The organism is Arthrobacter sp. B0427-1-12, from assembly GCF_059092905.1.
In genome coordinates, this window is record NZ_JBNHIC010000009.1 from 84,929 (window position 1) to 111,070 (window position 26,142).

Below are 26,142 nucleotides of genomic sequence, written 5' to 3' on the forward strand. Positions count from 1 at the left end.
TTGGGCAGGCTCGGAGCAACGGGAACTGACCAATGGGCGCCAGGCAGAGCCGGACTTCCGGGGACGGTGCAAAGCCCACCATATTTTCCCAAGCTGCCTCCGGTAGTCAGGGTCCATGGCACCCATCACAGTGAACCATTCGGGTACGGGTTACGTTTTCAGTTCAGGGAGGAGGGACCATGACGGACGGCCAGGCGGACCTGCTCAAAGCCCTGCATGATGAGCATGCGGCGGCGCTCTGGCGTTACGTGGTCCGCCTGACTGGAGATGAACAATTTGCCCAGGATGTTGTCCAGGAAACGCTGCTGCGGGCCTGGAAACGGCCGGAGGTGCTGGACCAATCGGAGAGCAATTCCCGTGCCTGGCTGTACACCGTGGCACGGAACCTCGTCATCGACGACCGCCGGAGTTCGCGCTGGCGCCGCGAGTACGGGACGGATGAGATTCCCGAAGGCGCCGCCGGCGGACACGACGGCGACCGGACCGACGCGGTACTGGACTCCTGGCTGGTCACGGAGGCATTGAGTGAACTGACGGAGGACCACCGCACGGTGATCGTCCTGGCCTATTACGGCGGAAAGTCCATCGCGGACATGGCTGCCCAGCTTCAGCTGCCTCCCGGCACCGTCAAATCAAGACTGCACTACGGATTGCGGGCCCTGCGGCTCGCGCTTCAGGAAAGGGGTGTCACCAGCCCGTGAGTGTTTCTGCCAGCCATCCGGCGGACCCCTACCGTGAGTGGGATGCCGCCTACGTCCTCGGGGGGCTCTCGCCTGCCGAGAGGCGCGAGTACGAGCGCCATCTGGCGGAGTGCGATGCGTGCTCCGCCGAGGTGGCCGGGCTCGCAGGGATGGGTGGTTTGCTGGCGTCGGTGCCGCGGGAGCATGCGCTTGCACTGGTGCACGACGCCGGCCCTGGCACCAAGGAGGCGGAGGCACCAAGCATGCTGCCGGGACTGCTGGAGGCAGCGCGCAAGGCGCGCCGCTGGGCACGGATCCGGTTGGCCGCCGTCGTTGCCGGTGTGGCGGCTGCGGCGGCGGCGCTGGCGCTGTTCCTGCCGGTCGTCTTCGGCGGAACGGAGGCACCGGTGGAGCCCGCGGGCACCCGGGTGGCCCTGCAGCAGGTGATGCCGAGCACGGTGACGGCTGAAGCCGTGCTGTTCGAGGAGGAATGGGGAACCCGGATCGATGTGCACTGCACCTACCAGCAGCTGGCGTCGCCGACGAACCCCAGCGGTGAGCCGTCCACGGGCTATGCCTCGAAGTATGAGTATGCGCTGTTCGTGACGGACACCGACGGTGAGACCACTATGGTGGCGACCTGGATGGCTGCGCCGGGCACTTACATGGTGCCGACCGGAACCACAGGCGCCACCATCGACCAGATCCAGTCCCTCGAAGTCCGGCTGATGCCCACGGAGGCAGTCGTCCTGCACGCCGCCCTGTAGGAGCGGAATTGAACCAGGTGCAGAATTAACCCTGTGAAGCCCTTCCTGCTGTTGGCCTCCCGGGCCGAGGATGCCGCCGCGGACGATGAATACCGTGCCTACCTGCGCTACGGCGGTCTGGAACCCGGACAGCTGCACCGCGTCAGGATGGAGACCGGTCCGCTGCCGCAGATCGACCTGGACCGCTATTCCGGCATCATCGTCGGCGGCAGCCCCTTCACCTCCAGCGATCCCGAAGCGGAGAAAAGCCCCGCCCAGCACCGGGTGGAGCGGGAGCTGGCCGTCCTGCTGGACCGGGTCGTCGCGGAGGACTTCCCGTTCCTGGGCGCGTGCTACGGCGTCGGAACCCTTGGCGCGCACCAGGGTGCAGTGATCGACCGCACCTACGGCGAACCGCTCGGGGCGGTGACGATCAAGCTGACCGAGGATGGCCTCCTGGACCCGGTGCTGCGCGGACTGCCGGAACGGTTCGAGGCCTTCGTCGGGCACAAGGAAGCGTGCTCGGTCCTGCCGCCCAACGCCGTGCTGCTGGCGTGGTCCGCTGCCTGCCCGGTGCAGATGTTCCGGATCCGCAGCAACCTCTACGCCACCCAGTTCCACCCGGAGCTGGACATCGACGGCTTCATGACCCGTGTGGAGATCTACAAGCATTACGGCTATTTCCCACCGGAGACCGCCGGTTCCCTGGTGGAGCAGGCCCGCGCGACCGGCGTGACGGAAACGCCGACGCTGATCATGCGCAACTTCGTGGAGCGTTACGCCCGGTAGGCCCGGCAGGAACTACAGCCCCTTACCGCCCGTCACCGGGACCACCGCACCGGACACATAGCTGGCCCCGGGTTCGGCCAGGAACACGTAGGCCGCCGCGAGTTCGGCCGGCTGGCCGGCCCGTCCCAGCGGTGTGTCCTGGCCGAACTTCGGCAGTTTGTCCGGCCAGTCGGTGGCCGGAATCAGCGGTGTCCAGATTGGACCCGGAGCCACGGCATTGACCCGGATACCCTTCTCCCCGAGCTGCTGCGCCAGCGCCTTGGTGAAGGCCACCTGCGCGGCCTTGGTCATGGCGTAGTCGATCAGCCCCGGGGACGGATTGAAGGCCTGGATGGAAGAGGTGGTGATGATCGACGACCCCGGCTTCAGGTGCGGAATGGCGGCCCGCGCCACCCACATCACGCCGTAGAGGTTGGTCTTGAAGACCCGGTCGAACTCCTCCGTGGGCAGGTTTTCCAGTCCCTCGCGATCCTGCTGGTACGCGGCGTTGAGCACCACGATATCCAGCCGGCCAAGCTCCCGGACGGCCCGGTCCACCAGCTCGCTGCAGTACTGCTCCTGCCGGACGTCGCCCGGGACCAGCACGGCCTTGCGGCCGGCCTTTTCCACCCAGTCGGCGGTGGTCCTGGCGTCTTCCTCCTCCTGGGGCAGGTAGGAAAGCACGACGTCGGCGCCTTCCCGTGCGTAGGCAATGGCCACCGCCCGTCCGATGCCGGAATCGCCGCCGGTGATCAGGGCGACCTTGTCCGCCAGCTTGCCGGAGCCGACGTAGCTTTCCTCGCCGTGGTCCGGCTCGGGTGTGGTTTCCCCGGTCAGGCCCGGCTGTTCCTGGGTCTGCTTGGGGAAGCCTTCCTGGTGGTGCTTGGTTGTGGGGTCCTCGCTCATGACGCCTTCTTCGCCGGCTTCTTTTCCGGCTTAGCTACCTTGGCCGTCGGCGTCATGTTCTCCGCGTTGACCATCCAGGCGTACTGCTCCAGCTTCTCGATGAAGCCGTGGAGGATGTCCGCCGTTACCGGGTCCTCTTCGTCAACCTGGTCATGGACGTCACGCATGGTCTTGACCGTGCCCTCCAGCAGCTCCACGACCAGTCCCACGGTGTCCTTGGTGTCCACCAGTCCCATGGGGAAGGGCTCCAGGCTGGTGGTCTTGGCGATGGTTTCGCTGCGGCCGTCCGGCACAGCATGGAGCGCCCGCATGCGCTCGGCCAGCTGGTCCGTGAAGATTCGCGCGTCCGCGATGATTTCGTCCAGTTGCAGGTGGAGGTCGCGGAAGTTCTTGCCGACCACGTTCCAGTGCGCCTGCTTGCCTTGCAGATGCAGTTCGATCAGGTCCGCCAGGACAGCCTGCAGGTTATCGCCCAGGGTCTTCGATGCTTTCATGGATCCTCCTAGCTTGCAGCCGACAGTGCATTTCCCGCGCCCGGAACTCCTTGAGCCGGCACGGTTCCTGCAACATTATCAGTAAACTTACTAAAGAGGTCCAGAGTCATTGCAACGGCTGTGGGCCGTTTGTAGCCTTGAAGTGGAGCCAAGCATTCGGCCTCTAGGTCCGTTTCACCCGACGCACCCTGCGTCCTGTAATGGTGAGGAGAACCATCATGGCAACAGTCCAGGAATCAATTGATGTAGCAGTTCCGGTATCCACCGCCTACAACCAGTGGACGCAGTTCGAATCATTCCCGCGTTTCATGGAGGGCGTTGAATCCGTGACACAGGTGGACGATACGCATAACCACTGGAAGACCCGGATTGGCGGTGTGGAGAAGGAATTCGACACTGAGATCACCGACCAGCGTCCGGACGAACGCATCGCCTGGCGCTCCATCGGTGGAGTCAACCAAGCGGGCAGGGTCACCTTCGACAAGGTCGACGCCGGGCACACCCGGGTGAATGTGCAGTTCGAATGGGATCCGGAGACCTTCAAGGAGAAGGTGGGGTCCGTCGTCGGAATGGACAACCGCCAGGTCCACCAGGATCTGGAGCGGTTCAAAGAATTCATCGAGGGCCGCGGCGGCGAAACCGGCGCCTGGCGCGAGGAAGTTACGACGGAAGGTAAGCACACCGGCGGAGTTGCCGCTCCCGCAGCGGCCGGAACCACCGAACCGGGAACCACCGACGCCGGAACCACTCCGGGCGGAGCGACGGCCGGAACCGGGAACTTCGATACCGAGGTTGACACGGCGACCACCGCTGAACCGACCTTCCCCGAGGGCGACGCCGGAACCACCGGAGTGCGCAGCGAATTCGGCAGCACCACCTACGGCAGCAGGGAAAACTACGAGGAAGGTGTCCGCAACGACGGGACCGAGGTCGGCACCCCTGCCGACGTGACCTACCCCACCAGCGCTGCTGGCACCGGACCGGGAGCCGGAGCTGCCGGACTCGGATCCGAGGGAACCCGCTATGAGAACCGGGACACGGTCGACAGGCGGGACGAGGACACTTACGCGGACAATCCGGAGAGGTCGCCGGAGAAGTCAGGACTCAAGGACCCGATGCAGGACGCTGCACCCGAGGACGTGGCCGCCCGCGGCGGCGAGTACCCGATGGATCCCGACTCCGTGCTGCGCGAGGATGTCCCTGACAGCGAGCTGCTCGAAGGAAAGGACCGGGGCGGACGCGCCGGAGGGCTCGGCTCCACCATGGGTGCAGCCCTGGGCGGAGTTGCCGGTGGCGGCAGCAGCAAGGCAGCTGATGCGGACCGCGATGAAGACAGCAACCGCACTGAAGGCGCCGACGTTGGCAAGCGGGGCGAGGGTCCGGAGACCGGAGATCCGAAGTTCGGCGGGGACCAGAACCTCGGCGATGCCGCGACGGGATACCCGGAAACCGGCAACCCGGAGGTGGACGAAGCCGCCCGCCGCGACCGGGCCGTGAACGACCCGGCCGCGGATGATCCCATCCGCGGCGAAACGACGCTGCGGGACAGCCGCCGGTCCGACGGCGTGCTTGACGAAAGCGGCGAGGACCGGCCGGGCAACATCTGAGGCGGGGAACATCTGAGGTATGGCTGGCCGGGGCGGCGGGCATGATGGCCCGCCGCCCCGGTATGCGTCCGCACTAGCCCTTGGAGCCGGTGGTCGCGATGCCTGCCACGAAATGCCGCTGCGCCAGGAAGAACAGCACGATCATCGGGATGGTCGTGATGACGCTGGCTGTCACGATGATTTCCCACTGCATTTCGCCGCCGAAACCGAACTGGTCCACCAAGGACTTGAGCCCGCGGGGAATCGTGAAGGTGGAGCTGTCCCGCAGGTAGATCAGCGGCCGCATCAGGTCCGTCCAAGCCACCTGGAACTCGAACACCAGGGTAACGATCAGCGCCGGCCGGCACAGCGGGACGGCGATCCGGGTGAATAGCTGCCAGTTGTTGGCGCCGTCGATCCGCGCCGCTTCGAACAGTTCCCGGGGCAGGCCCAGGAAGAACTGGCGGAGCAGGAAGATATAGAACGCGCTGCCGAAGAGGTTGCCGGCCCACAGCGGAACCAGAGTACCCACAAAACCCAGGCTGTCCCAGATCAGGAACTGGGGAATCATGGTCACCGCGCCGGGCAGCATCATGGTGGCCAGTACGACGCCGAACAGGACGTTGCGGCCCCTGAACCGGAAGAAGGCGAACCCCCAGGCCACCATCGCACTGCTGAGCGTGACCGCCACCGCGGCAAGCACAGTCACCAGCGCGGTATTGGCCAGCCACAGCGCCAGCGGTGCTTCCTCCCATACGCTCAGGTAGTTCTCCAGCGTAACGGTGTCCGGTATGAGTTTGTTGTCGAAGACCTCAGCGCGCGGCTTGAAGGATGCGCTGACCAGCCAGATCAGCGGGTAAGTGAAGAGCAGCGTGGCCAGGCCCAGTGCACCCCAGGTCAGCAGCCGCGCCGGCAGGGACTGAGGGAACCGCCGGCGCGGAACCGGTGGAACCTCCGGTGCGGATCCCGCTTCCGGTCCTGGTCCGGGCAGCCCGTTCTCAGGCAACTGCCCGGACAGCTCCGAGGCTCCGGTCCGGGCCGTCAACGCTGTGCCCCTTCGTAGTAGACCAGCCGTCGGCTGACCAGGAACTGGACGGCCGTGGCGGCCATGATGATGGCGAACAGGAGCCAGGCCAGGGCCGACGCGTAGCCCATGTGCAGGAACTCGAAGGCCTGCCGGAAGATGTAGATGGAGTAGAACAGCGCCGCATCATTGCCATACGTCTGGTTGCCGGCTCCGAAGAAGGCCGTGTAGGCCTCGGTGAAGGTCTGGAACGCCGCAATGGAGTTGACAATGAAGATGAAGAACAGGGTGCCACTGATCATGGGGATGGTGATGCGCGTAGTCCTCTGCCACGAGTTCGCCCCGTCCACCCGGGCGGCATCGTAGAGCTCCGCAGGGACGTTACGCAACGCTGCCAGCAGGATGATGATCGAGGAACCCAGTGTCCACAGGCTCATCAGGATCAGGCCGGGCTGGACCCACGCCGGATCGGTGGTCCAGGCTGGCCCCTGGATCCCGAACCAGCCCAGCACCGTGTTCACCAGTCCGTTCTGCCCGTTGAAGAGCAGCAGCAGCAGGACGCCGACGGCCACCGGCGGGGTCATATTCGGCAGGTAGAACACGGTGCGGAAGAAGCCGGACGCCCGTCCTACCCGGTTGAGCAGCAGTGCCAGCGCCAGCGAGACGATGACATGCAGCGGAACGGACACCAGCGTGTAATAGAGCGTGTTGCCCAGTGCAGTGCGGACCTGCGGATCCTGGGCCAGCTGCGCGTAGTTCCCGAAGCCGATGAAGTTCGGGTCATTGATGACGTCGTAATCGGTCAGGGACAGGTAGCCGCTGTAGAGGATCGGCCAGGCCGTGAAGACGAGCATGCCGATGATCCATGGACTGATGAAGAGCCAGGCGGCCCGGGTGTTGGCCCTGGCCGCTCTGTTCTTCCGGCGAACCGGAGCTAAGGACACGGTCCTAGCTCTTCCCGTCCCAGGCGGCCCACGCGGTGTCCAGGGCCTGCTGGGCCTCGGTCTGCGCCTGGGCCATCGCCTCAGGGGGTTCCTGCTGGCCCAGCAGCACGCGGTTCACCGCGGACTGCCAAGCTGCCTTGAACTCGGCATCGGCCGGATTGGCGGGCAGCACGAAAGAGTTGTCATTGGCCTCGTAGGTGGCCTGCATTCCCCGGTACCAGTTGCTGTCGCCGGACTCTTCGACGAATTCGTCGCGAATGGCCTGGTCGGCGGCGGCGTTGCCGGTGAAGAGCCCGGTGAAGGGATGCCCCTCCGACCGCTGCTTGTCTGCGCGGGCCAGGGCGGCCTGCATCCAGGCGTCCTGCGAGGTCATGTGTTTCAGGAAGCGGCAGGCGGCCTGCGGGTTGGCGCTGTTGGCCGGGATGGCCCAGGCGGAACCGGTGGCATAGCTCATCGGCTCGCCCTCCTGGGTCTTCAGCGTGGTGAAGTCCACCGGTGCGTCCGGGGAAACATCGCTGAGGATGTTGACGTACCACTGCTCCATAGGCATGGCGCCGAGCGTGCCGGAGGCGAATTGGTTGCCGGAACCGAAGAAGTCGGCCGAATCCTTGAAGGCCTTCACGGCGCTGTAGCCGCCTTGGTCCGCATAGACGCCCGCGGCGAATTCCAGCGCCTCCACGGCCTCCGGGGAATCCAGCTGCGCCGTCCGGCCGTCTTCGGACAGCAGGGATCCGCCGTTGGCATGGACCCAGAGCGGCAAGAACTCCGGCAGCTTGCTGTCGAAGCCGATCACGGCCGGCTGCCCGCCGTTGCTGCTGTGCAGTTGTGCGGAGGCTTCGCTGATGCGAGTCCAGTCGGAGCCGTCCACATCCTCCAGGCCGAGCCCTGCCTGGCCCAGCAGCTGGGTATTGGCCATCAGGATCTGGACCTGGTTGAATTCCGGAACGCCGTAGACCTGGTCCTCGAAGGTGACTTGCTGGATGGCCGGCTGCCGGAAGTCGTCCAGATTGATGCCCTCGGCATCGATGCATTGGTTCAGGGGCATGATGGCGCCGCGGGAGGCGAAAGTGCCCAGCTGCTCGCGGTCGGCATAGATCAGCCCGGGCGGGTTGCCGCTGGCGAAGGAGGACAGGAACTGCTGGATGTCGAGTTCGCCCTCGACCAGGTTGATGTCCACTCCCTGCAGTTGCGCCGACGCGTGGTCGAACCTGACGGAAGCAACCTCGTCGCCGGTGCCGAACCCCATGACCTGCAGCTCGCCGGAGAGCTCAGCCTCCGGATCAAAGGTTGCAGTGGAGGTGCTCTGCCCGCCACCCGTTCCGGTGGCGCAGCCTGCCACCAGGGCCGCAGCTGCTGCCCCGGCGGCGGTGCCGAGCAGCCGACCTGTCGATTTCGATCGCATCGTCTTTCCTGCCTTCGTGGTCAATACCTCTCGTAGCACTATAGGCAGGACTGACGCTCAATTAATGGATCCATCCACGCTGCTCGCGCGGTCCGCAGGCATGCCGTCCGCACTGAGGATGACCCCGCTGGCCGGCAGGGCGGGAATCCGCCGCAGGCTGATGCTCAGGTCCTGGGTGGGCAGCGCCAGCCGCGCCTCCGCAAGCAGCCGCACGGCGGTTTCCAGCAGGCCGACCGTAATGTCCTCGCCGGGACAACGGTGGCCGGAAGCAGGGTCTCCGCCACCCTGGGGCACCAGGTTGTGGGACGTGATCCGTTCTGTGCGGAACCGTTCCGGACGGAAGCTGCCAGGATGGCTCCACAGCCGCGGATCGTGGTTGGTGCCGTACAGGTCCAGCATCACCCAGGTGCCCGCCGGCAGTTCCTCCCCGTCCCATTCGAACGGCCGCAGGGCCACTCCGGCCATGAACGGGAAGAACGGATAGAAGCGCCGGACTTCGTTGACGAAATTGGTCAGCTCCCCCAGCTCCCCGGCCCGGAACCTGTCGGCCCACTGCGGCTGCTGCTCCAGTGCGACGGCGGCGAACACCACGAAGCGGCCAATGGCCACGATCGGCCGGAGCAGGTTGATCAGTTCGACGGCGGCGTCCCCGGCATCCAGCGGCCGTCCCGCCTCGTCGGTGAAGGTGGCGAGGGTACCCAGGGGTGTGTCCGGCGTCGTACCGGCACCGGCTTTGAGGCGCATGTCCTCGATCAGTCCGCGCGCCCAGCGTTCCGTCCGGTGCCGGTGCAGCCGCGCCATGAGGTTCGCCGGGCCGACGCTGCCGGCGTTCTCCACCATCGCGCCGAATTCGCGTGCCCTCGCGGCGACATTCTGGCCCTCCGGATCGATCCCCGCCCACCGCATGCCGGCGCGGGTCAGCAGCACAATCAGCTCCTTCTGGAGCACCACGCTGGAACGGCTCTTCCACTGCTGCAGTGCGCTGTGCCATTCCTCCTCGAAGATCTCGGCCAGCCGCCGGCTCGCGTCCGCGCCGGCCATGGCTAAGAAGAGCGATTTGCGGTGCCGGTGTGCCGCCCCGTCGAGCATCTGGACGCTGCCCTCGTCCTGCAGCAGCCGCCCGGCCGACCGCGGGACGGCACCCACCCGGGTGAAGGCGCCCGGCGCGTAGAAGAGCGCGGCAGCGGCCTCGCCCCGCATGCAGAGCAGCGGCCGGAACATGAGGCGGGTCCGGAAGGCGTCCACCCCCAGGCGGTCGCAGTGCCAGCCGATGAACGCGTAGCCGCGGTGCAGGAAGGACGCACTGGCGTCCGGCCGCTTCAGTGCCGGGATCACGGGCGGTCCAGGTTTCGCGTGGCCGGACCCTCAAGCAGTTCGCCCTCGGCGCTGAAGCGGGAGCCGTGCAGCGGGCAGTCCCAGGACCGCTCGGCGTCGTTCCAGCCGAGGACCCCGCCCAGGTGGGTGCAGATGGCCGAGACCCGGTGCGTGGCGCCGTCGACGGTGCACACGCCGACGGGACGCGCCTTCGCCCGGGTCACCACCCCCTGGCCCTCGGGCGGGTGCACATCGTGAGTGCGGGCCAAGCCGCCCAGCCAGCCGCTGAGCAGCTCCACCGCCACCTCCGCGTTGGTCTCGGCCGTGGACAGGGCATCCTGGGGGCTGACCCGTCCCTTGTACAGGATCTTGGCCCATTCATTGTCGCCACCCAGGATGTCGGCCGAGAGCGCCAGCGCGGCGGCGACGCCGTTGGTCATGCCCCATTTATGGAAGCCGGTGGCCACGTGGATCCGGCCGCTGCGCCCGGTGGCCGAGGGGACCGGGATCGGGCCGACGTACGGCAGCGCTCCGGCCGGCTGGTAGTCCTGTGCGGACCACTCATGGGTGGCCTCGGCACCGGGGAAATGCTGGTGCGTCCAGCGTTCGATGTCCTCCAGCAGGCCGCGGGTGTGGGCGTGGCGGCCGACCGGGTGACCGTTGCCGCCGACAATCAGATACTCCGGGGCGGGCGCAGCGGGACCTGTTTCCTCGGCACCGCCGGCGCCTTCGCCTTCACCGGGATGTTCGACGATGTTGGCCGGGTAGGTGCGCAGTGTGCGCCCCGGCGAGTCGATGGAGAGGTACATGCCCTGCGGGAGTGCTTTTTGACCGGAGAGCAGTTCGGTCTTGAACGCCATGGCGTAGGAGCGGCCGGGCTTCAGCAGGGCGAAGTGGCCGCCGCGGTTCAGGATCGGCGTGCCGGTGGCGAGCACTAGTTCCGCGCCGGTGACCTTGCCAAGGTCCGTCCTGACGCCTACCGGAGTGCCGGCGTCGACATGGCGGACCCGCAGGTTTTCGACGACGATCCCGCCGCGGGAGCGCAGCTCCGCCACCGCCGCGGTCAGATAGTCCATCGGGTTGAACTGGGCCTGGTCCGGCAGGCGGACAGCCCCGGTGACATCGAACGGCAGCTCGGTGTCCGTGGTGAATTCCGCCTGGAGGTTGCAGCGGTGCAGCGCCTCCAGTTCGTCCTCCAGCGCGCCATGGCCGGAGTCCGTAACCGCATAGGTGTAGGCGTCCCGGCGCTGGAAGGGGATAAAGTTGTCCCCGCAGTAGCGCAGCAGCCAGCTCTGCCCCTCCAGGTTCGCCTCGAAATAGGCCCGGGCCACCTCCTGAGAGTGGTGCCGCAGGATGCGGGAAGCCTGCTTGCTCTGCAGGAGGGAGATCTTGGCCGTGGTGTTGCCGGTGGTGACCGCGCCCACCTGCCGGGCCTCCAGCACTGCCACGCGCCGGCCCGCGCGGGCCAGCAGCAGTGCCGTGGTGATGCCGGTGATGCCGGCCCCGACAATGACCACGTCATAGGCGGCCCCGGGCTCGAAGGTGTCGGTTTCGATGCGGGCTTTCGTGTCCAACCAGAGGGACGTCATGGCTGATCCTTCCTCATTGCAGCCGGCCGGATGGCAGACTGTTGAACCTGAGCAAAATACGTAGGAGCGGGGAAATGACTGTTGCACTGCTGGTGATCGATATGCAGAACGCCTACTTCGAGGACGAGACCCTGGCGGCCGAGCAGGACCGGCTGGTGGCCAACTGCAACCAGCTGATCATCGCCGCGCGGGAGGCCGAATGTCCGGTGTTCCTGGTCTGTACGGAGCATGAACGGGACAGATCCACCTGGACGCTGAGCATGCTGGACGACAACCAAGGCTTCATCTTCACCAACTCCACACAGGCCCGGACCGTCCCGGGACTGCGGACGGACAATCTGCCCCGCGTGGTCAAGACCAGGGACAGCGGCTTCGTGGGCACGAACCTGCTGCAGCGGCTGCGCACCGTGGGTGCAACAAAGCTGGTGCTGACGGGAGTGTCCACCCACAACTGCGTGGCGCAGACCGCCGCTGACGCCTTTGCCCACAACTTCCGGGTGGCGTATGCCAGGGACGCGATCGCGTCGAACCGTCCGGATTACGCGGAGCAGGTGCTGAAGGTTCTGTCGGATGAGTACCGGCAGGATGTGCTGGGAATGCCGGAAGCGGTTGAGCTGCTGGAGGGCGGCCACTAGGCGCCCTTTTTTCCCTTGGTGGTCTTGCCCGGACCCGCCTTCTTCTCCGCGCGGTTCTTTTCCACACTCCGGCGCAGGGCCTCCATAAGGTTCAGGACCTTGCCGCCTTCTTCCTCCCTCATCCTGCCGAAGGTTTCCTCGGTGTCCAGCGCGTCGCCCTTCTCCAGCTTCGCCTCGATGAGGAGCTTCAGCTGCTCCTGGTACTCGTCCGTGAACTCTTCCGGAGTGAAGTCGGAGGAAAAGGACTCCACCAGGGCGGCGGACATTTCCCGCTCCTGGCGGGAGATTCTGACGGTTTCCTCCAGTGCCGGGAAATCGGCTTCACGGAGCTCGTCGCTCCAGAGCAGGGCCTGCAGCATCAGCACCTTGTCGCGGACCCGCAGCGCACCCAGCCGGCTTTTCTGCCGCAGCGAGTACCTGACGATCGCCGTGCGCTCGGTATCCTCCAGGGTCTGGCGCAGCAGGGCGTAGGCCTTGATCGACTTGGAATCGGGCTCCAGGTAGTAGCTCTTCTCGAACATGATGGGGTCCAGCTGCTCGCTCGGGACAAATTCAACCACTTCGATCTCGCGGCTTTTCTCCACCGGCAGCGCGGCCAGGTCCTCGTCCGTGAGCACCACGGTGCGCTCGCCGTCGTCGTACGCCTTGTCGATGTCCTGGTAGTCCACCACTTTGCCGCACACTTCACAGCGGCGCTGGTAGCGGATCCGTCCGCCGTCCTTGGCGTGGACCTGATGGAGGCTGATGTCATGGTCCTCGGTTGCGGCGTAGACCTTTACCGGGACGTTAACCAGACCAAATGCGACGGCACCCTTCCAGATGGACCTCATGGAACAAGTGAACACCAAGCATGGTTGTTTGTGTATGGTGGCGCCCCTAGCCAAGCGGCAGGGAGCGGGGAACACTGGGGGTTATGGCGACCAAAACCTCCAGTTCGGGGCAGCCCGTGTCCGTGGATGGCCATCGGGTCAAGCTGACCAGCCTGGACAAGGTTCTTTACCCCGCCACCGGGACCACCAAGGCCGACGTCCTCGCCTACTACGCCGAGATCGCCGGGTTCCTGATTCCGCATGCGCAGGACCGGCCGGTCACCCGCAAGCGCTGGGTCCACGGCGTGGGCACTACTGAAAAGCCGGGCCAGGTGTTCTTCCAGAAGAACCTGGATGAGACAGCACCTACCTGGATCAAGCGGTACCCGATCGAGCACAAGGACCACACCAACACCTACGCCTTGGTTAACGACGTCGCCACGCTGACCTGGATGGCGCAGATGTCGTCGCTGGAACTGCACGTGCCGCAGTGGAAGTTCGGCCCGCGCGGCAAGATCCAGAATCCGGACCGCCTGGTGCTGGACCTGGACCCCGGCGAGGGCGCCGGGCTGCCCGAATGCGCGGAGGTCGCGCTGCTGGTCCGGGGCATCCTCAAGGAGATGGGCCTGGATCCAGTCCCGGTCACCAGCGGCAGCAAGGGCATCCATCTTTATGCGGCGCTGGACGGCGGGCAGACTTCGGAGGAGGTGTCCGAGGTGGCGCACGAGCTGGCCCGGGCGCTGGAGGCAGACTATCCGGACCTGGTGGTCAGCGATATGAAGAAGAAGCTGCGGACCGGCAAGGTACTGATCGATTGGAGCCAGAACAACTGGGCCAAGACCACGATCTGCCCCTATTCGCTGCGCGGGCGCCTGAAGCCGATGGTAGCGGTGCCGCGGACGTGGAAGGAGCTGGGCGATCCGGCGCTGGAACAGCTGGACTACCGGCAGGTGCTGGAGCGGATGAAGCGGCGGCAGGACCCCATGTTAGCCATGCATGCGGGCCATCTGACCTCGTCGGAGCCTGTGGTGGTTGAGGGAGCGAGGAACGAGCGAGTCGAAACCGAGCAACCCGGAACCCACGACCGCCTCGCGAAGTACCGCTCCATGCGGGACGCTGCCAAGACTCCGGAGCCTGTGCCGCAGGATCCTGTCTGGGCGCACCGGGAACGGCCGGCGGCGGGAACCTCGTTTGTCATCCAGGAACACCACGCGCGGCGGCTGCACTACGACTTCCGGCTGGAGCACGACGGCGTGCTGGTGTCCTGGGCGGTGCCCAAGGGCCTGCCGACCGATCCCCGGAAGAACAACCTCGCTGTGCAGACCGAGGACCACCCTCTGGAATACGGCAACTTCGAGGGCACCATTCCCAAGGGCGAATACGGCGGCGGCGAGGTCACCATCTGGGACTGGGGCAGCTACGAGCTGGAGAAATGGCGGGACGGCAAGGAAATCATCGTCACCCTCTACGGGCAGGACGGCGGCGGCCTGGAGCGGGCGTTCGGCAAGGGCGGGCCTCAGCAGGTCACCGGCCGGCGCTACGTGCTCTTCCATACCGGCGGCGAGGAGGACAGCGACCGGAAGAACTGGATGGTCCACCTGATGAAGGACCAGCCCAAGGCGGCGCAGCCGGCGGTTGAGGAAGCCGAAATCCCGGTGGTTGAGGGAGCGAGGAACGAGGGAGTCGAAACCGACACCGAAACCGAGGAAACCGAGCTCCCCGCCATCAAACCCATGCTTGCCACTCTCGGCAGCCCGCAGGATGTCACCGGGGATGAGGACTGGGCGTTCGAGATGAAGTGGGACGGGGTCCGGGCCATCGTCAACCTCACTCCGGACGGGGTGCGCCTGATCAGCCGCAATGGCAACGATGTGACCGCCACGTACCCGGAGTTCGCCGAGGAGCTCGCGGACTGCGTCCACGCCAAGACCGCCGTGCTGGACGGGGAAATCGTTGCGCTGAACAAGCAGGGTCGCCCGGATTTCGGGCTGCTGCAGACCCGGATGAAGCTGACCAAGAAGGCCGAGGTCCAGCGAGCCGCGGCACGCACTCCCGTGGATCTGATGCTGTTCGACCTGCTGCACCTGGACGGCCATTCACTGCTGGACCTGGGCTACCGCCAGCGCCGCGAGGTGCTGGAGGCCGCCGTGGAGCCGGACGAAGACGGACCCATCCACGTACCGCCCGTCATCGACACTTCGCTGGAAGATGCCATCGCGTCCAGCAAGGAGCTTGGCCTGGAAGGAGTGATAGCCAAGAAGTGCGACTCGCGCTACGCGGCGGGCCAGCGGACCCGCACTTGGGTCAAGCTGAAGAACGTGGCCACCCAGGACGTGGTGATCGCAGGATGGCGGCCCGGCAATGGACGGCGCGCGAACCTGCTCGGCTCGCTCCTGGTGGGAGTGAACGACGGCGCCGGGAACCTGACGTACATGGGCCGGGTGGGAACGGGGTTCAGTGACAGGGACCTGGCGGAACTGACCGAGGCGCTGAAAAGGCTGGAGCGCAAGACCAGTCCGCTGGGCCGGGTTCCGGAAGCCGATGCGCGTGGAGCCCGCTGGGTGACGCCCCGGCTCGTCGGCGAGGTCGAATTCACCGAGCAGACCGGCTCGGGAAAACTCCGGCACCCCACCTGGCGGGGACTGCGCCCCGACAAGGCGGCGGCCGACGTCGTACTGGAAACGCCGCCCGAAGCGGCGGACGGAACAGAACCGGAACAACCAACCTAATAAGTCACAGGAGGCAACCATGTTCAGGAACATCAAGGCATTCAGCGGGTTTTCGGTAGACGACGTGCCGAAGGCCAAGGACTTTTACGGCCAGACGCTCGGCCTGAACGTTTCGGAGGAGAATGGCATGCTGATTCTCCACATTTCAGGCGGCACCGACATTTTTGTGTACCCCAAGGAATCGCACGCGCCGGCGACCTTCACCATCCTCAACTTCCCCGTCGGGAACATTGACGAGGCGGTCGACGAACTGGCCCGCCGCGGTGTTCAGTTCGAGCGTTACGAGGGCTTCGATGCGGACGGGAAGGCCATTGTCCGCGCCGCCGGGGGAGGACCGGACATCGCCTGGTTCAAGGACCCGGCCGGCAATATCCTCTCCGTGCTGCAGGAATCCTGACCAAGGCCTGCGCACTCAGTACAAAAACTCAGTACAAAAAGATGTCCACCCATTCTCGGTTGTGCGCGTGCAGCAGCACCAGGAACAGCACGAAATCGAACAGCAGGTGCACGCAGACAATGTAGGAGAGGGACTTCGTGAGCTTGAAGGTGTAGCCCTGCACCAGTGCGAACAAGTAGATCAGGAACGGGCCCCAGCTGTGGAAGCCGAGCTCATAGAGGAAGGACGTGAACAGCACCGCCTGCAGCAGGTTGGCTTGCCAGTCCGGCAGGTGCCGGCGCAGCAGCGTGAAAGCGGTGCAGACGAAGAACAGTTCGTCCCAGATACCCAGCGCGTTGGTGCCCACAAACAGCCGGGCGATCATCTGCGGGTCGGAGGCGGCCGGCCAGTTCTGGTAGACGCCGGTATTGATCATGTAGGTGGGCAGCAGCAGGTAGCCGATCACTACCACGGCCGCCAAATACGCCCATTCCAGCCGGGTCCAGCGCTGCCCCGTGTTCACGGGGAACCGCACTGCATGGTCCCGGTAGCCGTAGCGCGAAATGGCGTAGGGAATTCCGACGGCGGCAATCATCGCCGTGCCCATGATCAGCATGTGGGAGGTGCTGATGTCCGTGGTGATGGGCACCGTGCTGATGACCGCCACACCAATGGCAATCAGCGCCAGGTCCCTGAACAGCGGGCGGTTCAGGGCGAAGGCCAGCACCAGCGACGCCGCCAGCAGGCCGTAGCCGGCCAGCCGCAGTTCCAGCCCGAAGAGCAGGAAGCCGGAGGCGGACAGCATCGCGGCCGGAATCAGGTTGGTCGTGGTGCGGTTCGTGGCTTCGTGGGCTGCTGTGGCGGGGATGCTTGCTGGTGCGCGGCTCACGGTAGCTATTTTCTCAGCCTCCTTCGGTTGGGGCCACCCCTCGAAACTGTCCCCGGTGGCGGCTAGGCTCGAAACTGTCCCCGGATATCACAGGCCCGGACATCGCGGAGAGGTGCATGGATTATGACAGAGAACACTGACGGTGCCAACGGCCTCGACCAGGAACGGCTGGAACTCCTCCATGCGTGGTGGCGGGCCGCCAACTTTATTTCCGCCGGACAGATCTACCTTCGCGCCAACCCGCTGCTCCGCCGGCCGCTCGAACCCACGGACGTCAAAGCCCGGCTGCTGGGACACTGGGGGACGACGCCGGGCCTGAACTTTATCTACGCCCATCTGAACCGAGCCATCGCTCAACGCCGGCAGAAGATGCTTTTCGTCACCGGACCGGGACACGGCGGTCCTGCGAATGTGGCCAATGCCTGGCTGGAGGGGACGTACTCGGAGATCTACAGGCACGTGGGCACGGATGAGTCCGGTCTGCAGGCGCTGTTCAAACAGTTCTCCTACCCCGGCGGTATCCCCAGCCATGCGGCCCCGGAAACTCCCGGATCCATCAATGAGGGTGGTGAGCTGGGCTATTCGCTGGCGCACGCGTACGGGGCAGTGTTCGACAATCCGGACTTGATCGCGGCCTGCGTGATCGGCGACGGCGAGGCGGAGACCGGGCCCCTCGCCGCCAGCTGGCACTCCAATTCCTTCCTGGACCCGGTGTCGGACGGCGCAGTACTGCCCATCCTCCACCTCAACGGCTACAAGATCGCCAACCCCACCTTGCTTTCCCGGATGCCGGAGCAGCAGCTGCGCAGCCTGCTGGAGGGCTACGGCTACGCACCGCACTTCGTAACGGTCAAGGACCCGGCTGCGTTCGAGCAGGCGCACCGGGAATTCGCGCAGGTCCTGGACGAGTGCATGGAGGAGATCGCCCGGACCCAATCTGAGCACCGCGCGCCGGTTGTTGAGGGAGCGAGGAATGAGCGAGTCGAAACCGAGCGAGCCGATACGCCTGCAGACCATGCCCCCCGCTGGCCGATGATCGTGCTGCGCTCGCCGAAGGGCTGGACGGGTCCGGACGTGGTGGACGGCAAGCCGGTCGAGGGCACCTGGCGGGCCCACCAGGTGCCGCTGTCGGAAGTCCACAGCAACCCGGACCACCTCAAGCAGCTGGAGGAGTGGCTCCGGTCCTACAAACCGGAGGAACTGTTCGACGACGGCGGCCGCCTCCTGCCGGAAATTGCCGCCCAGGCGCCCGCAGGTGACCTGCGCATGAGCGCCACGCCCTACGCCAACGGCGGACGCCTGTTGCGGGACCTGAAACTGCCCGCGTACCGGGACCATGCCGTCGCCGTCGACAGTCCAGGGCTGGAACGGGTAAGCCCGATGATGAACCTCGGATCCTGGCTGCGCGAAGTGGTGCGGCTGAATCCGGAGAACTTCCGGGTCTTCGGTCCGGATGAGACGGCGTCCAACCGTCTGCAGGACGTGTACGAGGTAACGGACAAGGTATGGCAGCAGCGCCTCGAGTCCGTGGATGAGCACCTGGCCCGGTCCGGACGGGTGATGGAGGTGCTCAGCGAGCATCTGTGCCAGGGCTGGCTGGAGGGCTATCTGCTGACCGGCCGGCACGGCGTCTTCAACTGCTACGAGGCGTTCGTGCACATCGTGGATTCGATGTTCAACCAGCACGCCAAATGGCTCGAAGTGCACCAGGAATTGCCCTGGCGCCAGCCACTAGCGTCCCTTAATTACCTGCTCTCGTCCCACGTCTGGCAGCAGGACCACAACGGCTTCTCGCATCAGGACCCGGGGTTCGTTGATCTGGTGGTCAACAAGAAGGCAAAGGTGGTGCGGGTGTACCTGCCGCCGGATGCCAACACCATGCTCGCCGTGACCGAGCACTGCCTGCGGTCCCGCGACTATGTAAACGTTGTGGTGGCAGGCAAGGTTCCTGCTCTGACCTGGCTGGGACCGGAGGACGCGGTGCGGCACGTCGCCCGCGGGATCGGCGTGTGGGACTTCGCCGGGCGGGAAGTGCCGGGCGAGGATCCGGACATTGTGCTCGGCTGCGCCGGGGATGTCCCCACCCTGGAAGCGGTGGCCGCCGCACAGCTGCTCCGCGACCACCTGCCGGACCTGAAGATCCGGCTGGTCAACGTGGTAGACCTGATGCGGCTGCAGGATGACCGCGAACATCCGCACGGTCTCGCGGACAAGGACTTCGACGCGCTCTTCACCACCGACAAGCCAATCGTCTTCGCGTACCACGGCTACCCGTGGCTCATCCACCGGCTGACCTACCGGCGTACCAACCACGGCAACCTCCACGTGCGCGGTTACAAGGAAGAGGGGACCACGACGACTCCTTTCGACATGGCTATGCTCAACCAGATCGACCGCTTCCAGTTGGCCATCGATGCCATCGACCGGATCCCCGGTCTGGGCTCGAAGCAGGCATCGTTCCGCCAGTGGCTCCAGGACCAGCGGCACCGCGCCCGGCAGCACACCCGCGAGGCCGGCGAGGACCTGGAATCGGTGCGCGAATGGACGCTTGGCGGTGCCCCGAAATCAGCGCAGGGCTGAATTAAAGATGCAGCCTTTTGCTAAGCCTGCTGATGTTTTAGGATGAAACTCCCTGCGGCAATGGTGCCGCCCGGAGAGAATCCGCGCGGGGTGCAGGACCACGGTCCGAAGAACCGAACTGAATGGAACCGAAGAATGACATTGACCATGGGCGGACCGCCCGAAGCTCTTCCCGAACCCGTCGACCCCGGACTCCGCACAACGCTCGCAGAGCACATTCACTGCGGCCAGCCGATGCAGATCGTGACCGCCGACGTTCTGTCCATTACCCAGCCGCTCGTCGTCCTGCCGACCGAAGGCGGCCGTGCGGTGGCCCCTGCCCTGGCCGAGCCCGGTATCACCACCTACCGCTGCGACTGCGGCTTCACCTTCGACGAACCGAGTTCCGCCTGGCCCGAGACCGCCTAGTCTGAGCCTGGCCCGTCCGGCGCTGTACCGCCAGCGGAACCACCTGAGCAAACCGGATTCGACTTCTACCCCCGGCATGGCATATAGTGGAGACTTCGCCGCGGGGTGGAGCAGTTCGGTAGCTCGCTGGGCTCATAACCCAGAGGTCAGAGGTTCAAATCCTCTCCCCGCAACCAATGGTGAGGCCCGGAACGGCAGTAACGCTGTTCCGGGCCTTCGCTTTTGCAGCTGCTTCCGCCATGATCTACCGGTACCGGCGCAGCAGGTTTTCCTTCCCGGACGGCCCCGGCCGGTCCTCGGAGATCCACGGTCCGGTGCCTTCGGACACGTCGAGGATCCCCTCCTCGAGCCAGCTGTATTCGCCGCCGAGCACCTTGCCGGCAAGGACCCGGTCCGCGGCATCCGTGTTGCGCCACAGCCGGTCGAAGAGCTCATCCACGCGCACACGTGACTGCCGGCAAAAAGCATCCGCCAGCTCGTAGGCCTCCTTGCCCTGCGCAGGATCCTCGGCGCGGAGCGTCTCCGCCCGCGTGCAGGCGGCCGTAATGGCAAAAAGCTCGGCGCCGATATCCACGATCCGGCCCAGGAACACCTGCTTATGTTCCAGCCTGGCCTGCCAGCGGCCCATCGCATAGAACGTCTGCCGGGCCAGTTTCCGGGAGGCACGTTCGGCGAAGCGCAGGTGCTTGGCCAGCTGGCCGAATTCAGTGAAACCGTTCGGCAACGTTCCCTCGCCGGCGACCAGCTGGGGCAGCCACCTTGCGTAGAAGCCGCTCGCCTTGGCTGCCGAGACCGCCTTGGCGCGGATATCCGCATCGGCGGACGCCAGGTCCCCTGCCGCTGCCAGGTGCGCGTCCACGGCTTCCCGGGCAATGAGCAGGTGCATGATCTCCGTGGAGCCCTCGAAGATCCGGTTGATGCGCATGTCCCGCAGCAGTTGCTCGGCAGGGACGGCCCGCTCGCCGCGGGCGGCCAGCGAATCGGCCGTCTCATAGCCCCGGCCGCCGCGGATTTGTACGAGTTCGTCGGCGATCCGGTAGGCCATTTCGCTGGACCAGAGTTTCGCCAGGGCCGCTTCGATCCGGATGTCCTTGGTGCCGGCGTCGGCCAGTCCGGCGGAGAGCTCAAAGACGGCTTCGAGGGCAAAGGTTGTGGCGGCGATGAAGGCCAGCTTCTGGCCCACCGCCTCGTGCTTGCCGATGGGCCGTCCCCATTGCACCCGCTCGCTGGACCATTCGCGGGCGATCTTGAGCGACCATTTGCCCGCGGCGATTGCCAGGGCCGGCAGCGAGAGGCGGCCGGTGTTCAGGGTGGTCAAGGCGATCTTCAGTCCCTGTCCTTCGCGGCCAAGCCGGTTGGCGGCAGGCACCCTGACCTGGTGGAAGCGGGTCACACCGTTCTCGATGCCCTTGAGCCCCATGAAGGAGTTGCGGTTCTCCACGGTGATGCCCGGGCTGTCAGTCTCCACCACGAAGGCCGTGATGCCGCCGTGGCCGCCGTCGTGCGGGGGGACGGCCGCCATTACGACCACGAGTTCGGCGATGACGCCGTTGGTGGTCCAGAGCTTCACGCCGTCGATGATGTACTCCGAACCGTCCGCTGAAGGTGTGGCCGTGGCGGCCATGCGTGCCGGATCCGAGCCGACATCCGGCTCGGTCAGAAGGAACGCGGTCACGGCGCCCGCCGCACAGCGCGGCAGGAACGCCTGTTTCTGTTCCTCGGTCCCGAAGACCTTGACCGGCTCCGGTACTCCGATCGACTGGTGGGCCGAAACCAGGGCTCCGATGCTCGGATGAACGGAGCCGAGCATCGCCAGCGCACGGCCATAGTAGGCCAGGGTCAGGCCCAACCCGCCGTACTTCACCGGGATCTTCATGCCGAACACTCCGAGGTCCGCAAAACTCCTGAGGTATTCGTCGGGTATCCGGGCCTCGCGTTCGATCCGCTGCCCGTCCATGGCTGCGCAGCAGGCCTTAAGCCGGGCCAGGAATTCCTCACCGCGGGCGGCATCCTCCGGATCCGGACGCGGCTGGGGGTGGATCAGCGACAGCTCCATGCGCCCCAGGTACAGCCCTTTGGCAAAACTTGGGCGGGTCCATTCTGATTCGCGGGCTGCTTCGGCAACCTCGCGGGCAGCCTGTTCGCTTACTGCGGGCACGGACGGTTGTTCGTCAACATCGGCGCTCATTGGAGGCCCCTTTCGCCCGGGCCGCAACGGTGCAGGCCCGTCAGCTAAATAAGTTAAATGCTACCCACGCCGGTCAAGGCTCCGCCGGTCCGGAAAGTTGGAGAAACCTAGGGCCGGAGGACGGGACGGGTCCCAAGTGCTGCGGAGCTTCGTAAGCTGGAGGTCCGGGACGGATGCAGCCAGAGGATACTTATGCATCCATCCCGGAAAATGTGCGTAGAATATGGTCCATTGCACATTGGCCAATTGAATACGGCTATTGTGAACATTGCGCTGCATCTTTTTGGGGGAAGAGGAGCAATTATGACGACGCGACGCGTTAAACCAACGATTCGGGATGTTGCGGCGAAGGCGGGCGTCTCACTCGCCACCGTCTCGTACGTACTGTCCGGCAGGTCCGGGGGGACCACCAGAATCAGCGAACCGACCAAGGAAAAGGTCCTCGGTATCGCCAAGGAGCTGGGGTACGTGCCCAACCAGGCCGCCCGCGGAATGCGGCGGGGGAGGACGGATCTGGTGGCGGTCGCCGTCGGAAACCTGGACTGGCCCTGGGACCGCGCCATTGCGGAGACCGCGGCCCGGATCCTCCCGGAATACGGGTACCAGCCGCTGGTGCTGCTGGGAGCGACGGCGTGGCGGGACTTCATGCTCGCCGGCGGCGCCGACGGAGTGATCATCGGCTACGTGCCGGACACCGTCACCGAGGACCGGACCGTGATGGAGTTGGCCAGCCGCGGCGTGGCGCAGGTGGTGGTGTCCGAGGTCATGCAGCCGGACGGCTTCGATGTGGTGGTGCCGGAGACCGCCAGTGGTATCGCCGAAGCGATGGAACAGTTGACATCGCGGCACAGCCGCATTGCCTGCATCGGCCGCAGCGGCGATTCGCCGATCCGCCACGGCAGCTGCCGCTTCTCGGACTTCGAAGCCAGAATGGAACAGGCCGGGTTGGCGATCGATCCGACCCTGGTCACGACTGCCGAGAACCAAGGCAGGTTCGTCTACGACCAGGTGCTGGCGATGCTGCAGCGCCCGGACCGGCCGACGGCGATCTTCGCCTGCGACGACCAGGAGGCACTGTCCGCCCTGCGGGCGGCCTTCCGGCTGGGGCTGAGCGTACCGGAGGATGTGGAGATCATCGGCGTGGGCAACTCCAAGGAGGGACTGGAATCCGATCCGCCGCTGAGCAGCGTCGGACCGGAACCGATCCTGGAGCAGGTGGTGAATCTGCTGGTGGCCAGGCTGCAGGGCAGCGCGCCGCCGCAGGGTGTCCGCAGGGCGGCTCCGTGGCGCCTGTACAACCGCGGAACCACCCTGGCCCCCAGCGTGGCAAGGCTGAGCGCGGGGTAAAGCGAGGCGCCGGAGGTCAGCCGTGCAGCTTCCGGTACCGCTCCATTTGCTGGTACCGGCGCTGCAGGCTGTCCCGCCGCGGTGTGTCGGCGGCGTTTGCCGGCTCCGCCGTGAGCTCGATGTGGTCTGGTCCGAACCTCCACAGCAGCAGGTCGTCCAGCAGGCGGTCCGGGCCGGGGGAGTAGCGGTGTTCCAGCGCCCGGCGGACCGTCGTGATGGTTTCCGCCTGCAGCAGGTCCACTAGGTCCAGCGTGGTCCGCATACCGTGGGCACGCACCAGTTCTGCCGCCCAGCCCCAGTCGTCGTCGGCCTTGCGGTCCACGTGCGGAAGCAGGGTCTGCCAGATTTCGCGGAGGCGGTTCGGTGTCAGTGGAACTGAACCTTCGCCGTCGGGATCCCAGTAGCTGGTGACTGTATCGTAGCGCTCGTGCAGTTCGGAGAAGGCGGATTCAACCGTTTCCAGCATCGCCGCCGTCGCAGTGAACTGGCGGTCGAAATAGGGACTCCAGGCTTTCGGATTGGCGGCCTTGAAGCGGATGTCGTGCTCGATCTCGGACCAGGCGTGGGCGAAGACCGTACGGATCTGCACCTCGAAAAGATAGCTGCCGCTGGGCTTGCCTGCCGGGTCGCGCATCTTCTGGTACTGCTTGACGACGTCGTTCTGGATGGTGCGGATAATCAGGTGGCGGCTGGAGTAGCCGTAGGTGCCGGACTCGATGCTGCCGATATCCTTTTCCCGGTCCCCGCGGATATCGAAGATATGCCGCTGCCGCTTGATGACCGCGGCCGCTGCTGAATTGTCCGCCGGCAGGGTGGTGATGACGCGCACTCCCACCAGGTCGGTGAGGTTCCGCAGTGGATCGGGGAACTGGAGGGTAGGGGCCGCTCCCGGATCCACAGGTTCGTTGATCCGGGAGGCCTTGTCCCGGAAGGACTCGATGGACTTGGTCCGGGAGGTGACAAAGAGGGGTTTGACGTCCGCGTCGTCGAACGCCGCCCGGATGCTGCCCTGCACCTCGAGCGTCACGGCCTCCAGGTACGGGCGCAGCCGCGCGTACTCGTGGGTGCTGGCCGCCACGGCCGGCCGCAGCCGCTCGTCCAGCAGGTTCCATGGAGTGGGCACATGAGCAATCTACCAAGGCCCGTCCTCCTGCCAAAGACAGGGCCGTTCTGTAATGTTGGTTCCGTGCTCACCGTGATGGGGGAAACCCTCGTAGACGTCGTTGTCAGTGATACGTCCCCGCCGCGCCCGCATGTGGGCGGAAGCCCCATGAACGTGGCCGTGGGCCTGGCCCGGCTGGGGCACCCGGCCCAGTTCATCGGCCGCTACGGCCGGGATGAGTACGGAAACATGATCGCGGCCCACCTCCGCACCAACTCCGTGCTGGTTCCACTTCCGCCGGACGACCAGCCGACCAGCGTGGCCACCGCAAGGCTCGATCCTGCGGGCGGCGCCAGCTACACCTTCGACCTGGTATGGGAATTGCCCAGCCTGCAGCCCCGGCTGCCGTTCCTGCTGGAGGGAACCTCGCTGCTGCACACCGGCTCCATCGCCACGATGCTGGAGCCCGGCGCGCGCGACGTGTTCACCGCCGTCGAACGCGCCCATCCGCTGGCCACCATCAGCTACGACCCCAACTGCCGCCCCAGCATTATCGGGGACCGGGACCACGCACGGACCCAGGCCGAGAAGTTCGTGGCGCTGGCCGACGTCGTCAAGGCCTCCGATGAGGACCTGCTCTGGCTGTACCCGGACCGGCCGGTGGAGGAGTCCGCCCGCGACTGGCTGGCCCGCGGGCCGGCCATCGTCGTCGTCACCCGCGGTTCCAAGGGACCGTGGGGAGTTGCTGCCTCCGGCGAGGCGTCGGCGAAGGCGCCGGTGGTGGACGTGATGGACACGGTGGGTGCCGGCGATTCCTTCATGGCAGCGCTGCTGGCGGCCATTGTGAACCGCGAGCTGGACGGTTCCGGCCGGCGTGAAGCGCTGCGCAGGATCTCCACGGCGGTGCTGGCGGATTTGTTGGACTACGCGGCCAGAGCCGCCGCGATCACGGTCTCCCGCGCCGGGGCCAATCCGCCGACGCAGGAGGAACTGGGCCGGTAGCCCGCTCAGGCCGCGCCGGCCTTTCGCACGAACAGTGAGAAAGGGCGAAAGATGAAGAAGAGAGATCCACACGCCGGGCTTCCCGACGTCCCCGCCTTCGAGCTGACGTCGGAGGATGTCGCCGATGGCCGGCAGCTGGGCAACGCCCAGGTCAGCGGGATCCTGGGCGCCGGCGGCGAGGACGTCTCGCCGCAGCTGTCCTGGCGCGGCTTCCCCGAGGGCACCCGGAGCTTTGCCGTCACCTGCTTCGATCCCGATGCGCCCATGGCGGGCGGCTACTGGCACTGGGCGGTCGCGGACATCCCCGCGTCGGTCACCGAACTGCCGCGCGGTGCGGGGGACGACGGCGGCACCGGGCTTCCGCAGGGCGCCCACCAGCTGGAGAACGACGCGCACAAGAAGCGCTTTGTGGGCGCCGCCCCGCCGCCGGGCCACGGCCCGCACCGCTATGTCTTTTCGGTGCATGCGCTCGACGTCGAATCGCTGAGCCTTGCGCCGTCGGCCCGGCCCAAGGACCTGGAGGACGGGCTGCGGAAGCACACCGTGGGGCGCGCCGAGGTCACCGGAACGTACGAGCGGCGGAGGTGACAAAGCTGCGGCCCCCGGTCCTGGTGGACCGGGGGC

23 protein-coding genes and 1 tRNA gene are annotated in these 26,142 nt (G+C 66.0%); 13 read left to right on the forward strand and 11 right to left on the reverse strand.

The window, feature by feature from the left end:
• Positions 1–179: 179 nt before the first annotated feature.
• Genes AC5RWU_RS08395 through AC5RWU_RS08405 form a run of 3 tightly spaced genes read left to right on the forward strand, consistent with a single transcriptional unit; the run spans position 180 to position 2,215 of the window.
• Positions 180–701 (forward strand): sigma-70 family RNA polymerase sigma factor, encoded by a 522-nt coding sequence (locus AC5RWU_RS08395; protein WP_494030451.1) that lies wholly within the window; start codon positions 180–182, stop codon positions 699–701.
• Positions 698–1,447, forward strand: a complete 750-nt coding sequence (locus AC5RWU_RS08400; protein ID WP_494030450.1) for an anti-sigma factor family protein — start codon at positions 698–700, stop codon at positions 1,445–1,447. The genes AC5RWU_RS08395 and AC5RWU_RS08400 overlap by 4 nt, the downstream gene beginning before the upstream one ends.
• 33 nt (positions 1,448–1,480) lie before the next feature.
• A complete protein-coding gene (locus tag AC5RWU_RS08405; RefSeq protein WP_494030449.1) occupies positions 1,481–2,215 on the forward strand; it encodes a glutamine amidotransferase in 735 nt (244 codons plus the stop codon).
• A gap of 12 nt (positions 2,216–2,227) precedes the next feature.
• On the opposite strand, the gene AC5RWU_RS08410 is transcribed toward AC5RWU_RS08405, so the two are convergent.
• Both AC5RWU_RS08410 and AC5RWU_RS08415 read right to left on the reverse strand, forming a co-directional pair.
• Positions 2,228–3,100 carry an SDR family oxidoreductase gene (locus AC5RWU_RS08410; protein ID WP_494030448.1) on the reverse strand — a complete coding sequence of 291 codons (873 nt, stop codon included), beginning with the start codon at positions 3,098–3,100 and terminating at the stop codon, positions 2,228–2,230.
• Positions 3,097–3,594 (reverse strand): Dps family protein, encoded by a 498-nt coding sequence (locus AC5RWU_RS08415; RefSeq protein WP_494030447.1) that lies wholly within the window; start codon positions 3,592–3,594, stop codon positions 3,097–3,099. Before AC5RWU_RS08415 ends, AC5RWU_RS08410 begins: the two co-directional genes overlap by 4 nt.
• Before the next feature lie 218 nt (positions 3,595–3,812).
• Here AC5RWU_RS08415 and AC5RWU_RS08420 point away from each other — a divergent pair, with 218 nt between their 5' ends.
• Positions 3,813–5,201, forward strand: a complete 1,389-nt coding sequence (locus AC5RWU_RS08420; RefSeq protein ID WP_494030446.1) for an SRPBCC family protein — start codon at positions 3,813–3,815, stop codon at positions 5,199–5,201.
• 73 nt (positions 5,202–5,274) lie between these two features.
• Here AC5RWU_RS08420 and AC5RWU_RS08425 read toward each other — a convergent pair whose 3' ends face one another.
• From AC5RWU_RS08425 to AC5RWU_RS08445, 5 genes are read right to left on the reverse strand one after another with little or no spacing between them, the layout of a single operon-like run.
• Positions 5,275–6,225: a carbohydrate ABC transporter permease gene (locus tag AC5RWU_RS08425; protein WP_494030445.1), complete on the reverse strand. Its 951-nt coding sequence runs from the start codon at positions 6,223–6,225 to the stop codon at positions 5,275–5,277.
• On the reverse strand, positions 6,222–7,148 hold the full coding sequence (locus AC5RWU_RS08430; protein WP_494030444.1) for a carbohydrate ABC transporter permease: 927 nt from the start codon (positions 7,146–7,148) through the stop codon (positions 6,222–6,224). Before AC5RWU_RS08430 ends, AC5RWU_RS08425 begins: the two co-directional genes overlap by 4 nt.
• A 4-nt stretch (positions 7,149–7,152) precedes the next feature.
• Positions 7,153–8,550, reverse strand: coding sequence for an ABC transporter substrate-binding protein (locus AC5RWU_RS08435; RefSeq protein WP_494030443.1), 1,398 nt, complete (start codon positions 8,548–8,550; stop codon positions 7,153–7,155).
• Positions 8,551–8,607: 57 nt separating this feature from the next.
• Positions 8,608–9,885, reverse strand: a complete 1,278-nt coding sequence (locus AC5RWU_RS08440) for a cytochrome P450 (protein ID WP_494030442.1) — start codon at positions 9,883–9,885, stop codon at positions 8,608–8,610.
• Positions 9,882–11,453, reverse strand: coding sequence for an FAD-dependent oxidoreductase (locus AC5RWU_RS08445; RefSeq protein ID WP_494030441.1), 1,572 nt, complete (start codon positions 11,451–11,453; stop codon positions 9,882–9,884). Before AC5RWU_RS08445 ends, AC5RWU_RS08440 begins: the two co-directional genes overlap by 4 nt.
• A 74-nt stretch (positions 11,454–11,527) precedes the next feature.
• Between AC5RWU_RS08445 and AC5RWU_RS08450 the strand changes: the two genes are divergently transcribed.
• Entirely contained in the window at positions 11,528–12,088 is a 561-nt protein-coding gene (locus AC5RWU_RS08450) for a cysteine hydrolase family protein (protein ID WP_494030440.1), read from the forward strand.
• On the opposite strand, the gene ku is transcribed toward AC5RWU_RS08450, so the two are convergent.
• Positions 12,085–12,918, reverse strand: coding sequence for a non-homologous end joining protein Ku (gene ku, locus AC5RWU_RS08455; RefSeq protein WP_494030439.1), 834 nt, complete (start codon positions 12,916–12,918; stop codon positions 12,085–12,087). The two genes, AC5RWU_RS08450 and ku, sit on opposite strands and share 4 nt — an antisense overlap.
• A gap of 83 nt (positions 12,919–13,001) precedes the next feature.
• Here ku and AC5RWU_RS08460 point away from each other — a divergent pair, with 83 nt between their 5' ends.
• The gene (locus AC5RWU_RS08460) at positions 13,002–15,626 is read left to right on the forward strand and encodes an ATP-dependent DNA ligase (RefSeq protein WP_494030438.1); all 2,625 of its coding nucleotides are present in this window, start codon (positions 13,002–13,004) and stop codon (positions 15,624–15,626) included.
• Between the two features lie 19 nt (positions 15,627–15,645).
• Positions 15,646–16,023: a VOC family protein gene (locus tag AC5RWU_RS08465; RefSeq protein ID WP_494030437.1), complete on the forward strand. Its 378-nt coding sequence runs from the start codon at positions 15,646–15,648 to the stop codon at positions 16,021–16,023.
• A 28-nt stretch (positions 16,024–16,051) separates the two neighbouring features.
• Here the strand turns inward: AC5RWU_RS08465 and AC5RWU_RS08470 are convergent, their stop codons facing one another.
• Positions 16,052–16,807: a CPBP family glutamic-type intramembrane protease gene (locus AC5RWU_RS08470; RefSeq protein WP_494030524.1), complete on the reverse strand. Its 756-nt coding sequence runs from the start codon at positions 16,805–16,807 to the stop codon at positions 16,052–16,054.
• 207 nt (positions 16,808–17,014) lie between these two features.
• Between AC5RWU_RS08470 and AC5RWU_RS08475 the strand changes: the two genes are divergently transcribed.
• From AC5RWU_RS08475 to AC5RWU_RS08485, 3 genes are all read left to right on the forward strand, one after another.
• Positions 17,015–19,471, forward strand: a complete 2,457-nt coding sequence (locus AC5RWU_RS08475; protein WP_494030436.1) for a phosphoketolase family protein — start codon at positions 17,015–17,017, stop codon at positions 19,469–19,471.
• A 135-nt stretch (positions 19,472–19,606) separates the two neighbouring features.
• Positions 19,607–19,879, forward strand: coding sequence for a hypothetical protein (locus AC5RWU_RS08480; protein WP_494030435.1), 273 nt, complete (start codon positions 19,607–19,609; stop codon positions 19,877–19,879).
• A gap of 99 nt (positions 19,880–19,978) precedes the next feature.
• Positions 19,979–20,055 (forward strand) — tRNA-Met (locus tag AC5RWU_RS08485).
• Between the two features lie 68 nt (positions 20,056–20,123).
• On the opposite strand, the gene AC5RWU_RS08490 is transcribed toward AC5RWU_RS08485, so the two are convergent.
• Positions 20,124–22,067: an acyl-CoA dehydrogenase family protein gene (locus tag AC5RWU_RS08490; RefSeq protein WP_494030434.1), complete on the reverse strand. Its 1,944-nt coding sequence runs from the start codon at positions 22,065–22,067 to the stop codon at positions 20,124–20,126.
• Between the two features lie 303 nt (positions 22,068–22,370).
• On the opposite strand from AC5RWU_RS08490, the gene AC5RWU_RS08495 reads away from it, so the two are divergent.
• Positions 22,371–23,414, forward strand: coding sequence for a LacI family DNA-binding transcriptional regulator (locus AC5RWU_RS08495; protein ID WP_494030433.1), 1,044 nt, complete (start codon positions 22,371–22,373; stop codon positions 23,412–23,414).
• 16 nt (positions 23,415–23,430) lie between these two features.
• Here AC5RWU_RS08495 and AC5RWU_RS08500 read toward each other — a convergent pair whose 3' ends face one another.
• A complete protein-coding gene (locus tag AC5RWU_RS08500) occupies positions 23,431–24,537 on the reverse strand; it encodes a GTP pyrophosphokinase (RefSeq protein ID WP_494030432.1) in 1,107 nt (368 codons plus the stop codon).
• A gap of 63 nt (positions 24,538–24,600) precedes the next feature.
• Here AC5RWU_RS08500 and AC5RWU_RS08505 point away from each other — a divergent pair, with 63 nt between their 5' ends.
• Positions 24,601–25,518: a carbohydrate kinase family protein gene (locus AC5RWU_RS08505; protein ID WP_494030431.1), complete on the forward strand. Its 918-nt coding sequence runs from the start codon at positions 24,601–24,603 to the stop codon at positions 25,516–25,518.
• A 51-nt stretch (positions 25,519–25,569) separates the two neighbouring features.
• Positions 25,570–26,106 (forward strand): YbhB/YbcL family Raf kinase inhibitor-like protein, encoded by a 537-nt coding sequence (locus AC5RWU_RS08510; RefSeq protein WP_494030430.1) that lies wholly within the window; start codon positions 25,570–25,572, stop codon positions 26,104–26,106.
• Positions 26,107–26,142: the final 36 nt, after the last annotated feature.